The following is a 13,874-nucleotide window of genomic DNA, read 5'->3' as shown; positions in this document are numbered from 1 at the left end:
TAAGTTCCCTAAAGGGCCGTTGGAGACTACAACGTTGATAGGCAAGGTGTGTAAGTGCAGTAATGTATTGAGCTAACTTGTACTAATTACCCGTGAGGCTTAACCATACAACACCTAAGTAGTGTTGTTATGTGACCAAGACAAGTCAAAGAAGACATTAAAATATAAACGCTTGTGATAGCGTATTTACATAATTGCGATGATTTAAGAACAATAAGAAAAACAAATAAAAAGAGCATTACACATCACTTTCCTAATTTATTTTTTATGCTTGGCGACAATAGCGCTGTGGTACCACCTGATCCCATGCCGAACTCAGAAGTGAAACGCAGCTGCGCCGATGATAGTGTGGGGTCTCCCCATGTGAAAGTAGGTCATTGCCAAGCGCCTCATTAAATGAACCCTGTTGATTAACATCGACAGGGTTTTTTTATATCTAAAATTTAGTGATGTACTAGCATCGTCTCATAAGCGGCGGAGCTCTGCGAACCCTTTCAATCAGCAATCTTGCAACATATTCAGAACAATTCCTGATGATACCAATTCCGTTAATTATCTTATCAGGTTCATCCAATCTCTAGTGCCTATTTTCTTTACTCTTTTAACATCACTTACAAAGTCATTCCAAGCAATTGTATTTTCATTATGCGTATTTTGATTGCTTATATTATGACTGCTTTTGTTGTTTCACTGGTTTTATTCTGCTTGAACAAACTTCCTTTCATTGATGATCCTATAACTGCTATTAAACGCATAATCACTATGCCAGCCTCAATGGGAGCAATTGTTGTTGATAGCTTTGATAGCTTTGATAAAGAGTGATGCATTAAAATAAGTTATTTTGATCAGAGCATATTGCGATTTATCTTTTTGAAGGTAATCGCATTAATGTAAATAACTCCCTCATATTGCGTTACTTCTATCGCGCTATCTTTAACCCTTTCAAGTTAATATTAATATCTATCCTATAATATTTTTTCATATCAAAAGGAGTTGATGATGAAACCGTCTTTAATATTACTTTGCAGTTTATTATTAACTGCTTGTGGCACATCGAACGAAGCAAATGAAGCTAATCAAGAAGTAGAGGATTCAGAGGTTATTGATATTGATATTACTGATAGCATATTTACTCGAACTTCAGGCAATTGTGCTGATTATGTAGAGCGTTATTATTCATATGTACAAGACCAAGGGCGTTCTAAATATTTTACTGGTGAATTATTTATTAGCATTAATAATGAAAGTTGTTTATTTCAAAGTAATGCAATTCCTAATCATGATTTTAATATTAATGGTAACTTTGCTACTGCAGTATCTAAGCAAAATGATAGTTATTCAATACCAACCAACCCAACTTTAGCAGATAAAAGTAGCGATCTTATTTTGGGAGAAAGTGCAGTATTCCTGAATGGTGTGAAATTAGACTTATTAGCTGCAGCCTGTTACGACATAGGTGATGAAGATTTAGGAAAAGAAAAAATTGGTTGTGGTCAAAATCAAATAAACAATCCTTGGCGTTATGATCCAATGTCTCCTCTTAATAGCTTTGGTACTGATCAAAATAATGCTCATACACAACCTGATGGCACTTATCATTATCATGGCAGTCCAATGGCAATGTTTGATAATGATTGTTCAACAAGCTCCCCTGTTATTGGTTTTGCCTTAGATGGTTTTCCAATTATGGGGAGCTGTATAAATGATAATGGCAATATTCGAGAAGTGACATCTAGTTACCAATTAAAAAACAACGGAGGCTTGCGTTCTGCAGTTAGCGGTTACACTACCCCATTAAAAGGTCAGGGGAATATTGTTAGTGGTAACTACGACGGTCAGTTTCGTGGTGATTGGGAGTTTGTTGAAGGTGCCGGTGATTTAGATGAATGCAATGGAATGACCGTAAATGGACAATATGCTTATTATGTTACTAATAGTTATCCATGGGTAATGAGTTGTTATTCTGGTGTAATGTAATTTATTCATCATGAATGTTTTTATTAAAAGTGTCGATTAGCTAACTTATGTTGCCAATTTTTTTGCTGTCTCAGTATTTTATCTGATTTATAATTCCGCCAACATAAATGAAAAGGAATTCATAATGAAGTGGTACATATTTATATTTTTAAGTTTATTACTAACGGGATGTGCTGGATCTAAGGATGATAGCAGTTCCGTAGCGCCTGATAATGACGAGACACCTGACTTTGTTCCAGAGGAAGATAAGGACGATACACCTGACTTTGTTCCAGAGGAAGATAAGGACGAGATACCTGACTTTGTTCCAGAAGAAGATAAGGACGATACAGAACCGAATCTGCCTATCATTCCTGATAGCTGTGTAGTCTCAGCTATTGCATCAAGTTCAGATGGAGATAATGTTGCTAGCAACGTACTTGATAACAATACATCAACACGTTGGTCTGGTGATGGACTTGGTGCAACTCTACGTTTAGATCTTTGTGAATATACAACTATTAATGGCGTTAATGTCGCTTTATATAATGGTGATAGTCGCAGCTCTACATTTACTGTTGAAGTGAGTAATGATGCTGCTACTTGGACTAATGCATTAGCTAAAACAACAAGTAGTGGCAATTCTGTTGAAATAGAATCCTACGATTTTGATAAAATAACAGCACGTTATGTTCGTTATACAGGGTATGGTAATTCTGATAATACTTGGAATAGTGTTACCGTTTTCTCTGTAGTTGAATGTACGGGTAATGACTGCGAGCCTGAATATCCTACTGAACCAGATAAACCTGTAATACCTGACAATGACTGTGAAGTTTCAGGGCAGATATCTTTTAATGGTACATGTGCTGAATGGTTAGAGGTGTATGAGGTTGAGCATGGTGAACTTAATGAAGATGATCATTTAATCTCATATTCTCCGATTGAAATGAGCTTTGATGCATTAGCTGCTAAACATGTAACCCCAAATGGTAATGGTTGGAGACATGAGCTTAAGATAAAATCGAGTGGTGGTTACCGTGTTGCTATGACTGAAGTCTATGAGTTGTTTAAAGCTAAGATAACGGCTAATTTATCAAATGGCTCAAAAACCATTGTTGCACAACATCATGCAGATACTACCGCTACTATTACAAAACTTTATATTGCAGATTTAGATGAAGGTGGATTTGCAAATGCACCTGATGGTACTGAATCAGATAGTAAAGCAATGAATGGTATTTTTGATGTTTATATTCGTTTAGCAAAACCTGATGGCTCGGGTGAAACCAAACATCTATTAACAACGATAAAATCGGGTGAGAGCTTTTATTTTGAAGAAGAAAATGATCATGGTTTAGTCACTGTAAAAATTAATGGTCAAGCACTTGCCCCCATTATGGTAAATGATTCATCTGCTTCGTACTTTAAGTTTGGTAACTATCATCAAGCACAAAACCCAGAAACAGGTGATAAGTTAGCAAGTGGTAATGCAGATGGCGATTATGAAGAGTTTTACGAACAATATTTTGAAACAAGCGAAATTACTTTTACTGAGATGAGTTATATCCGTAATGTAGATTAATGCTTAGTATCAACATAAAGGCTTAATCAACTATGCTATTTTTTGCATGATTGATTAAGCCTTTTTACGTTATGGGGGCGTTTTAGTGCGTTGCAATAAAAGGCTCTACTTTTGTATCTTCCAGACTATAAGCCATTTCGATATGTCTTTCACCATCAACTAAATACAGATCTTTAGCTTGCGGTGTTATCCGTAAAGTACCAGTAACTTGAACGGGCATATAAGGAGAGCCCGCTGCAATTGCTTTTTGAGCTTTTACAAATATCAATTGATTAGCTGGCGGTACAGGTTTATGCGAACAAGCTCCAATGGTTGGCACTAATAAAAACTCGGTTACTAAACCATTATCAAACTCTAATGCCAACATATAACCTGCCATTTGAATTTGACGGTCTGCTAATAAATCATTAGTAATAAGTGCCGCTTTTTTTCTTTTTTCTATAATGATTAAGCGTTGTTTAAATAAATAATCAATATCGATATTTTCAGCAATTAATTGTGCTTTTGCTGCTGCCGCTTCTTCTTCCATTTCTTCAGTCACTTTGTCCGGAGAGGACTTTTTAATTTCTGAGATATAACCATAAATTGATAAGTTATATGTTTGATCTGCGGTTAGATCAGCAAAGGGATCTTCGTAAGGCTCTACTTGGCCTTGCAAATCTTGCCAAGTTATTTTTATCGGCTGCGCAGCTTGTGCGACAGCCGCAAAACATAATAACAACGGCATTAATAATAATTTTCTCATCTTCATTCCTAAAACTTGATACTCATTCCATCTGATAATGAATACTTATAAATTAATGATGCAGGGATTAATGCAATCAATAACGCACTGATTTGGATAATTAATAATATGAATAAATCATTCAATGTCAGCATATTGATTTCTAGATAAAAACCATAATAGCTTGCAAGTGGCGCCTGTAATACATATTGCAGTAAATAAAGTAATAGAGTGCCTAATAATATCCCGATAAAGCAAATAAAACCTGCTTCTCCAATAATTAAAGCAAATATATGCATAGGACGAGCCCCTACTGAACGTAGGATTGCCATTTCTCTGCGTCGTTCATTTAGACTCATTAGAATAATGCTTAACATACCTAATAAACCAACTAATACAACAAACACGGTAACAATATCTAAGGCAACTTCAGCAATGTTAAAGAACTGCCATAACTCTTGTAACGCCACTGCAGGGATAATCGCTGTTAATGGTTCTGCTTGAAAATTATTAACATAATTTTGCATACCTAATATTGCTTGTGGAGAGTTTAGGCCTACAAAAATAGCATTGATATTGTCAGGTTTTAATTTTAATAAGCGAGCAATACGTTGTTCTTGAGTATCATGGTGCTCATGACTTGAATGTGCTTCATGGTCATGGTCGTGTTCATGATGCTCATGGTTTGAATGTGCTTCATGGTCATGGTCGTGTTCATGATGCTCATGGTTTGAATGCGCTTCATGGTCATGTTCATGATGCTCATGACTTGAATGTGCTTCATGGTCGTGTTCATGATGCTCATGGTTTGAATGCGCTTCATGGTCATGTTCGTGATCGTCATGTTGTGCATGATGTTCATGGCTTGAATGTGCTTCATACTCATGATCAGCATCTTTAGAAGCTATTTTATGCATATGTTTTTTATTATTTACAGGAAGTGTTTTTTCTCCTGGTAATGCTCCAATATGACCATGATGATCTGCATGCATCGCTTCCATGGCTTCTAAAGAGATGATCAGAGTTTGATCAATTGCGGTAAATGAAGGTGCTAAGATAGCGCTAACATAAAAAGGAATATTATCGTGATGGTGTCCTTCGATTTTTCCATCACCATGAGTCACAATGACTTTATCTCCAATATGATAATGCAGTTTTTTAGCAACCTCTGCACCAATAACCACCGCAAACATGTCATCGTCTATTTTGCCAGACTGTACCTTTAGGTGTTGTTTGTTTGCATAACTAAAGTGTGTAAAAAAGTTAAGGTCTGTTGCGAGTACGGTATAACCATGATGAGAATCTCCCATTGAAATCGGGACTGCCCACTTAACTGCTGGAGATTTAGCGAGTTCTTGGTAGGTTTTATATTGAATGGTATTTGATGTATTACCGATATGAAATACAGAGCTCAGTAATAGTTGCGATGAGGCACCACGAGAACCAATGATTAAATCAGTTCCAGAGATACTTTTCATAAAACTATTATTGGTTTCTGTTTTTAAGGTTTGTACCCCTAATAACAGCGTGACACTGATTGCGATAGAAAATAGTGTAATAAAAACAGTTAATTTGCGGTTTAATAAGCTTTTGAATGCTAGTAATAAAATAGCCATTTATAGCACCTCTTTATATTTTATTTGATTGATTTTTCGTAAGTCTAGGCTGTGTGAAAAGAGCTGTTTTAGGCTGCTATCATGACTTACAAAAATAAGGGTAATATTTTCTTTTTGGCATTCATCAAATAATATTTTAATAAAGGCTTGGCGATGTTCACTATCCAATGCAGAGGTAGGTTCATCTGCGATAATAATTTCAGGACTACCAAGCATTGCTCTTGCGACGGCAACTCGTTGTTGCTGACCAACACTGAGTTCATTGACGTTACGTTGTAATAACTCGGTTTGATTTAAACCTAAAGCTGTTAATAAACGTAAAGCTTCTGCTTTTAAGCTTGCAGCTCTTTGTAATACTCTTGCTTTTCGTGGTGCAGAAAAGGCACAAGGTAAAATAATGTTATCTAATACATTGAGGTAGGGAATTAAATTAAATTGCTGAAATATAAAACCAATATGATCAGCTCGGAAAGTATCTTTTTGGCTTGAAGATAGTTGATTGAGAGATTGTCCAAGAATAGATATATTGCCACTTTGTGGTGTTAAAACACCACCTAATAAATTTAATAATGTGCTTTTCCCGCTGCCGCTGGGACCTTCAATGAAAAGGTGTTGGCCTTTTTGGATGTTTAATGTTTTGATATTAATAATATCTTCTTTTTGCCAAGCAAATCGTAAATCAGTTAAATCAATCATCACTTTCCTATACAAACGTTATGTCTATTTTGTTATGTTATAACATAATGAGGCAGTAAATAAAAAGAAGTGATTTTTATTCTTTTATTTGATTTCCGTGGTTCATGCTGTGATCTGCTCAGAAATTAATTGATCCACTTTAATATAAATAAGCAGAATATAAGATCCTCTTGTTGTATATCAAAATCCTCTACGAATACCTAATAATCACTTTGTTTGAACTTATAGGGCGTTTATACTGTTTTATCAAAGCTTAGGTTTTATTAACTTGAAGCGGACATCACCATAAATTTATCAAACCATTGTGAGAGTATTTTATGTCAACTACACCATTAACAACTGAGCAAATTAACGAATTAGGTCAAACACTTTCTAGTGCACGTAAAGAAGTACGTATTACTGAAGGTTTCCCAGGGCCAATCCCAAGTACTTTAAAAGAAGCTTATGCAGTTCAAAATGTTTCTATCGAAGCATCTGATCAAGCAATTGTTGGTTGGAAGATTGGTATGGTTCCGCCTGAACTACGTGAAGAAATGGGTTGTGAGCGTATTATCGGTCCTGTATTTGAAGATGTTGCTATCAAACTAACTGAAGCACAATCAACAGGTGAAGCATTTGAGTTGCCTGTTTTTGCAGGTGGATTTATTGCCATTGAACCTGAATTAGTGATTGAATTAAATCAAGATATCGTACCTGGTAGCATCAATACTGCTGATGGTGTTGAGCATTTAGTTAAAAATGTTTATGCAGGTATTGAAATTGCGAGTAGCCCTGTGATCGATCTAAATAGCTATGGTCCAACAGCGATTGCTTCTGACATCGGTAATCAATATGGTGTGATCATGGGAACAGCGATTGCAGATTGGAAAACAGCAATCACAACAATGGAAACAACTACAGTAATTAACGACCAACACATCGGAACGGCTAAAACTGACTGTATTTTAAATGGTCCAATGGCAGCTTTTGCTTTCTTAATTGATTGTTGTGCAGAACGTGGTATTACATTACCTGCTGGTTCTTTATGTAGTTCTGGTGCTATTACTGGTGTTCACGAAACATTAGTTGGCTCAACTTCTACAGTATCATTTGGTGATGTTTGCACAATGAACTTTACTTTAGTTGATAACAAAAAATAGTTTTACCAAATTTTAAACTATTAAGTTTGAAGATAAATAAACAAGCGATCAAATGATCGCTTTTTTTATATCTATGCAATCAGTAGAGGCGAGGATTGATCCTGCTGTTTTTAGGTAGCTTGAAAGCTATGTCCCATGTTGTGATTCATTGCCATTAGTAGGGGCGCAGGATTTATCCTGCTAGTGATTTTAGGTAGCTTGAAAGCTAAGCTCCATGATGTGATGTTTTTAGGAGGCTTAAAAGCCTCGCCCCCTTTTTTATTTATCCTGCTAGTGTTTGTAAGGTAGCTTGAAAGCTACGCCCCATGTTGCGATTCATTACCATTAGTAGGGGCGCAGGATTTATCCTGCTGGTGATTTTAGGTAGCTTGAAAGCTACGCCCCATGTTGTGATTCATTGCCATTAGTAGGGGCGCAGGATTTATCCTGCTAGCAGGATATAGTGATTTATGGAGTATATTGTTCTACGCCATTTAAAGTAACTGTACTTTTTGTTATCGCCTGTTGGGCCATTGTGAATGGGGTATCTTCGATAATCGTTGCTATTTCTGGTAAACAACTTCCACATCCTGTACCTGCTCCAGTGCATTCTTTAATGCTATCTAGTGAGTAACACCCTTGCTCTTGAATTGCATTTGTAATGGTATTGATACCAACTTGTTTACAAGCACAGATAATTTTCCCTTGTGCTAATTTTCCTTCAACAATGCCTGAGATTAATGTCTTTTCAATACTGTTATCCAACGGTAAATCTAATACACTTTGTAACCAATCAAGTGATTGTGTGGATAGTTGCTCAGAGGCAACATAAGCATTATTCAGTTGTTGGTTCTGTACAAAAGCATATCGATAAATCATCTGTTGAGATTCATCTGTACTAGAAAACTGTAATGTTTTACCTTGTTGATTTTTTAATAAACTTTGTAAATTTTCAGATAGCACTAAAGGAGTGCGGTTATCCGCTATGCGATATAAATAACCCTTTTCTACTTTTTGTTTTACCCAATAATCAAATAAGCTTAAATCTAATATTTCACGTGTTAATAGTATGGCTTCACTATGGTAATGCCATTTTTTAATATTAACTTGTGTTGATTTTAAAGCAGGTTGCCCAGAAACTGGATCGGTATCATCATTGGTTAGATGACAAACATTTGCGCTTTTAGCAGTTTGTTTATTCCAATGAATAGGGGTAAATACTTCTCCCATTTTTTGTTGTTGGGTAATAGAAGCTCTAACTAACATAGCGCCTTGTACACTATTGATAGCAACTAAATTGTTATCACTGATATGTTGTGCTTTTGCATCATCAGGATGGATCGCAACATAAGGTTCAGTTATGTGTGCACCTAAACGGCTGGATAATCCGGTGCGAGTCATTGTATGCCAATGATCACGAATACGGCCGCTGTTTAAAATAAGTGGATATTCATCGCTATCAAGTTTTTTCTCCATTAGAGAGACGGCAATAAATTGTGCTTTTTTAGAGGGAGTAAAAAATTGTTTATCTGCAAATAGGCGTTGTTGTACTGTTTCAGTTTGTATTGTTTTTACTGGCCATTGTTGCGGCGTGAGTTGACTGTAACCTTTTGCATCTAATGTTGTTAACCCTATTAAGTTTAAGTCGCGTGTTAAACCATCTTCATTATTTAAAGTTGTCATTTTTGCGTATTCAGCAAAAATTTCACCTTCATGTAAAAAGTTAAAGGCTTTAGAAAACCCCATACGTTTAGCAACTTCACTTATGATCCACCAATCCGGTTTTGCGACACCTGGGCTAGGTAATAAACGTCGTTGTCTTGAAATACGTCTTTCTGAATTAGTCACCGTCCCTGATTTTTCACTCCAACCCTGTGCAGGTAAAAGTACATTTGCATATTCTGTTGTTGCTGTTTTTGCTATGCAGTCAGATACCACAACTAATGGGCATTTCTTTAACGCAGCGATGATTTTATTACTATTAGGTAAACTCACGACGGGATTAGTTGCCATGATCCAAACCGCTTTTATTTTCCCTTCATTAATGGCATCAAACATATCTACTGCTTTTAAACCCGGCTTAGTTGCAAGTTGCTCTGTTTGCCAAAACTCACTGATCATGTGATGTGCTTGTGCATCACCAAATTCCATATGTGCCGCTAATGTATTTGCTAGTCCGCCAACTTCTCGTCCGCCCATTGCATTCGGTTGACCTGTTACAGAAAAAGGTCCCATGCCCGGTTTGCCTATTCGACCTGTGGCAATATGACAGTTAATAATGCTGTTTACTTTATTACTACCTTGCATCGATTGATTTACACCTTGTGAATAAATCGTGACAGTATTTTTAGTATTAGCAAAATGTTGGTAGAAGGATATTAAATCTTGTTCATTAACTCCCAATGTATCCGCTAATTTTTTTGTATTAGGAGCATCTTGTTGAGCGCTTATTAATGCTGCATCAAACCCTTCGCTATAAGATTGAATATAATCGCTATCAAGTTTTTTTTGTTCTGCAAGGTGAGTTAATAATCCATTAAACAATGCAACATCTGTTTCAGGTCGAATGGCTAAGTGTAAGTCTGCAATAGAGCAAGTATCGGTTTTACGGGGATCAATCACTACAATAAATAGATTATCGCGTTTTTCTTTTTCTGTTTTTAAACGCTGGAATAAAATAGGGTGACACCAAGCTAGGTTAGAACCTGTGATCACAACCATTTCTGCTGTATCAAGATCTTCATAACAACCCGGTACTGTATCACTACCAAAAGCACGTTTATGTCCAGCAACAGTTGATGACATACATAATCGAGAGTTGGTATCGATATTACCGCTGCCAATAAAACCTTTCATTAACTTATTTACAACATAATAGTCTTCAGTTAATAGCTGCCCTGATACATAAAAAGCGACAGATTCTGGCCCGTATTGTTCAATGGTGTCAGAGAACTGCATTGCAACGTGTTGCAGTGCGTTATTCCAATTACTTTCTACGCCATCAATCATTGGGTGTAATAAGCGTCCTTCATGGCTCACCGTTTCGCCTAAGGCTAAACCTTTTGAGCAGAGTTTCCCAAAATTAGCTGGATGTGTTTTGTCTCCACGAATACTCAGTTCGCCTTTAGCATCTAAGCTGGCTTCAATGCCACAACCTACACCACAGTATGCGCAGGTTGATTTAGTCCATAAGCTATTTTCTTGGGTCATTTTACTTCTCTCTACTCTTTAAGAACCATTTATATGTAATAACAGAGCAAAGAGCGCACCAACTACAGAGGATTTTATTAAATATATTTTTTAAAAAATATTTCTCTTTTAAATCAAAGAGTAATGAGTATTTTTTTATTGGTCAATAAAGGCAGTAAAAATTCAAGGTAAAGGCTAGAGAAGAATAGCGCACCATTTGAGAGCAAAATGCACTAAATGTTTACATTTTATTAACAATTTTAACGATAAAAATCTTATTTAAAATAACCTTTTTATAATTATGGTCTTATAACGTGTTGAATATATTGATTTATTATGTTTTTTACTCGTTTTGTTGTAATTGGCACTCGCTTTGCACCCGTTATGGCATACAGCCTTATCTGACAAGTTAAGCAAAAATTACAAACTGAAGTAAAAAGGAATAACGATTATGAGTAAACAACGCATTGTTGTGGTCGGCAACGGAATGGTAGGCCATAAATTTATTGATACCATTATCGGTAACGATGAAAGTCACTATGAAGTGATCACTTTCTCTGAAGAGTCACGTCTTGCTTATGACCGAGTACAACTAAGTTATTTCTTTTCAGGCAAAACAGCCGATGATCTTGCGTTGACAGATGAAGCATATTACGAAGAGAACGGTATTAAATTTGTACTTAACGATAAAGTTGTTGATTTAGATTTTGATAATAGAAACGTGATCACAGCAAGTGGTCGTGTTGAAAGCTATGACAAATTAGTATTAGCAACAGGTTCTTATCCATTTGTTCCGCCTATCCCGGGGAATGACCAAGAACATTGTCATGTTTACCGTACCATTGATGATTTAGAAGATATTACTGAATCAGGTAAAAGCAGCAAAGTTGGTGTAGTAATTGGTGGTGGTTTATTAGGTTTAGAAGCTGGTAATGCGTTAGTTAATCTAGGTGTTGAAACACATATTGTTGAATTTGCTCCTCGTTTAATGGCTGTACAGCTAGATGATGGTGGTGGTGCATTATTAAAACGTAAAATTGAAGACTTAGGTGTGCAAGTACATACCGAAAAAGCAACCACTGAAATTGTTGCAGGTACAACATCTCGCTACAGAATGAATTTTGCAGATGGCTCTCACTTAGAAACAGACATGATCATTTTCTCTGCAGGTATTCGTCCACAAGATGAATTAGCACGTAAGTGTGGTATTCCAATTGGTGAGCGTGGCGGTATTGTTATCGACAATCATTGTCAAACAGGTGTTAAAGATGTTTATGCCATTGGTGAATGTGCATTGTGGGAAAACTTCATTTTCGGTTTAGTGGCTCCTGGTTACCAAATGGCAAAAGTAGCAGCAGCACACATGCACGGTGATTCAGCTACTGAATTTACCGGCGCGGATATGAGTACCAAATTAAAATTATTAGGAGTGGATGTAGCCAGTATTGGTGAAGTACACGGCTCAACACCGGGTGCACAGTCATACACATATAACGATGAAATTGAACAAGTTTATAAACGTTTAATTGTTTCTGCTGATGGTAAGAAATTAGTGGGCGCGGTATTAGTCGGTGATGCTGAAGCCTACGGTACGTTATTACAATTAAAATTAAATGATATGACCCTACCAGCTAATCCAAGCACGCTTATCTTACCTTCTTCTGGTGGTGAGGAATCTGCTGGACTAGGTGTTGATGCATTACCTGATACTGCGGCTATTTGTTCTTGTTTTGATGTTTCTAAAGGTGACATTAAGGAAGCTGTTGCAGCAGGCTGTTGCAGTATGGGAGAGCTTAAAGCATCAACGAAAGCAGCTACGGGTTGTGGTGGTTGTACTGCATTAGCTAAACAAGTTTTAGACAGCGAACTAGCAAATCTTGGATTTGAAGTTAAGAAAGATATTTGTGAACACTTTGCTTACTCTCGCCAAGAATTAGCAGATATTGTTCGAGTTAAAAAAATCAAAACATTCCCTGCTTTATTAACTGAATGTGGCAGTGGTAAAGGCTGTGAAATTTGTAAACCTGCGGTTGCTAATATTTTAGCCTCTTACTGGAATGATTATGTGCTTGAAGATGTGCATGTAGGCTTACAAGACACCAATGATAACTACTTAGGCAACATGCAAAAAGACGGTACTTATTCAGTTGTTCCTCGTATTCCTGGTGGTGAGATAACTCCAGACGGGTTGATCACCATTGGACAGATAGCTAAAGAGTTTGACCTTTATACAAAAATAACAGGTGGCGCTCGTGTGGATCTATTTGGTGCACAGCTACATGAATTACCAGCCATTTGGAAAAAATTAGTCGATGCAGGTTTTGAAACGGGACATGCTTACGGTAAATCATTACGTACCGTTAAGTCTTGTGTTGGTAGCACTTGGTGTCGTTATGGTGTGAAAAACAGTGTTGGTTTCGCGATAGATATTGAAAACCGTTATAAAGGTTTACGCTCTCCACACAAAGTTAAGTTCGGTGTGTCTGGCTGTACTCGTGAATGTGCAGAAGCTCAAGGCAAAGACTTTGGTTTAATCGCAACAGATAAAGGTTGGAATCTATTTGTTGGTGGTAACGGTGGTATGCGTCCTCGTCACGGTGATTTATTTGCCTCTGATTTAACGGATGAACAACTACGCACTTATGTAGACCGCATCTATATGTTCTACATCCGCACCGCAGACCGTCTACAACGTACTTCTGTATGGTTAGAAAATATGGAAGGCGGTATTGAATATCTAAGAGAAGTAATTATCGAAGACTCATTGAATATTGTTGCTGAACTAGAAGCTGAAATGGAAAGCAACATTCAAAACTACCAATGTGAGTGGAAAACGACGATCGAAGATCCTGAGAAATTAAAACGCTTCAAGCACTACATAAATAGTGATGCAGTAGATACTGGACTAGCGTTTAAAGTTGAACGAGATCAACGATTCCCTGTGAAAAAAGATCCAATTCAAATCATTGAATTAACGGAATAAGGTGAAC

8 protein-coding genes, 2 rRNA genes and 1 pseudogene are annotated in these 13,874 nt (G+C 36.7%); 7 read left to right on the top strand and 4 right to left on the bottom strand.

Annotation, left to right across the window (positions count from 1 at the left end):
* From E2R68_RS05210 to E2R68_RS05190, 5 genes and pseudogenes are all read left to right on the top strand, one after another.
* Window positions 1–107 (top strand): 23S ribosomal RNA (locus tag E2R68_RS05210); the annotation flags it as partial.
* Between the two features lie 163 nt (window positions 108–270).
* Window positions 271–386, top strand: a 5S ribosomal RNA gene (rrf, locus tag E2R68_RS05205).
* Window positions 387–636: 250 nt separating this feature from the next.
* Window positions 637–822: pseudogene (locus tag E2R68_RS05200) on the top strand (DUF2391 family protein); the annotation flags it as partial.
* A gap of 177 nt (window positions 823–999) precedes the next feature.
* Window positions 1,000–1,977: a YHYH protein gene (locus tag E2R68_RS05195; RefSeq protein WP_166738805.1), complete on the top strand. Its 978-nt coding sequence runs from the start codon at window positions 1,000–1,002 to the stop codon at window positions 1,975–1,977.
* Window positions 1,978–2,101: 124 nt separating this feature from the next.
* Window positions 2,102–3,541 carry a polysaccharide lyase family 7 protein gene (locus E2R68_RS05190; RefSeq protein WP_134276435.1) on the top strand — a complete coding sequence of 480 codons (1,440 nt, stop codon included), beginning with the start codon at window positions 2,102–2,104 and terminating at the stop codon, window positions 3,539–3,541.
* Between the two features lie 82 nt (window positions 3,542–3,623).
* Here E2R68_RS05190 and E2R68_RS05185 read toward each other — a convergent pair whose 3' ends face one another.
* The 3 genes from E2R68_RS05185 to E2R68_RS05175 are packed head-to-tail and all read right to left on the bottom strand — an operon-like array spanning window position 3,624 to window position 6,577.
* Complete coding sequence (locus E2R68_RS05185) at window positions 3,624–4,286, bottom strand: DUF3299 domain-containing protein (protein WP_166738804.1); 663 nt, start codon at window positions 4,284–4,286, stop codon at window positions 3,624–3,626.
* A gap of 8 nt (window positions 4,287–4,294) precedes the next feature.
* Entirely contained in the window at window positions 4,295–5,881 is a 1,587-nt protein-coding gene (locus E2R68_RS05180) for an ABC transporter permease (protein WP_134276433.1), read from the bottom strand.
* Window positions 5,882–6,577 carry an ABC transporter ATP-binding protein gene (locus E2R68_RS05175; RefSeq protein ID WP_134276432.1) on the bottom strand — a complete coding sequence of 232 codons (696 nt, stop codon included), beginning with the start codon at window positions 6,575–6,577 and terminating at the stop codon, window positions 5,882–5,884.
* A 317-nt stretch (window positions 6,578–6,894) separates the two neighbouring features.
* Here E2R68_RS05175 and E2R68_RS05170 point away from each other — a divergent pair, with 317 nt between their 5' ends.
* Complete coding sequence (locus E2R68_RS05170; protein ID WP_134276431.1) at window positions 6,895–7,716, top strand: 2-keto-4-pentenoate hydratase; 822 nt, start codon at window positions 6,895–6,897, stop codon at window positions 7,714–7,716.
* Between the two features lie 447 nt (window positions 7,717–8,163).
* Here the strand turns inward: E2R68_RS05170 and E2R68_RS05165 are convergent, their stop codons facing one another.
* On the bottom strand, window positions 8,164–10,905 hold the full coding sequence (locus E2R68_RS05165) for a nitrate reductase (RefSeq protein ID WP_134276430.1): 2,742 nt from the start codon (window positions 10,903–10,905) through the stop codon (window positions 8,164–8,166).
* A gap of 430 nt (window positions 10,906–11,335) precedes the next feature.
* On the opposite strand from E2R68_RS05165, the gene nirB reads away from it, so the two are divergent.
* Window positions 11,336–13,867, top strand: a complete 2,532-nt coding sequence (gene nirB / locus E2R68_RS05160; protein ID WP_134276429.1) for a nitrite reductase large subunit NirB — start codon at window positions 11,336–11,338, stop codon at window positions 13,865–13,867.
* Window positions 13,868–13,874: the final 7 nt, after the last annotated feature.

Source organism: Psychromonas algarum (assembly GCF_004376845.1).
GTDB lineage: Bacteria > Pseudomonadota > Gammaproteobacteria > Enterobacterales > Psychromonadaceae > Psychromonas.
The sequence above is the reverse complement of the archived record's forward strand: the minus strand, read 5'-3'. Positions and strand labels throughout refer to the sequence as shown.

Excerpts from the sequence above, each read along its gene's own strand:
- E2R68_RS05165 (WP_134276430.1), bottom strand. The coding sequence starts at position 10,905 with ATGACCCAAGAAAATAGCTTATGGACTAAATCAACCTGCGCATACTGT.
- E2R68_RS05190 (WP_134276435.1), top strand. The coding sequence starts at position 2,102 with ATGAAGTGGTACATATTTATATTTTTAAGTTTATTACTAACGGGATGT.
- nirB (WP_134276429.1), top strand. The coding sequence starts at position 11,336 with ATGAGTAAACAACGCATTGTTGTGGTCGGCAACGGAATGGTAGGCCAT.
- E2R68_RS05180 (WP_134276433.1), bottom strand. The coding sequence starts at position 5,881 with ATGGCTATTTTATTACTAGCATTCAAAAGCTTATTAAACCGCAAATTA.
- E2R68_RS05170 (WP_134276431.1), top strand. The coding sequence starts at position 6,895 with ATGTCAACTACACCATTAACAACTGAGCAAATTAACGAATTAGGTCAA.
- E2R68_RS05175 (WP_134276432.1), bottom strand. The coding sequence starts at position 6,577 with ATGATTGATTTAACTGATTTACGATTTGCTTGGCAAAAAGAAGATATT.
- E2R68_RS05185 (WP_166738804.1), bottom strand. The coding sequence starts at position 4,286 with ATGAGAAAATTATTATTAATGCCGTTGTTATTATGTTTTGCGGCTGTC.
- E2R68_RS05195 (WP_166738805.1), top strand. The coding sequence starts at position 1,000 with ATGAAACCGTCTTTAATATTACTTTGCAGTTTATTATTAACTGCTTGT.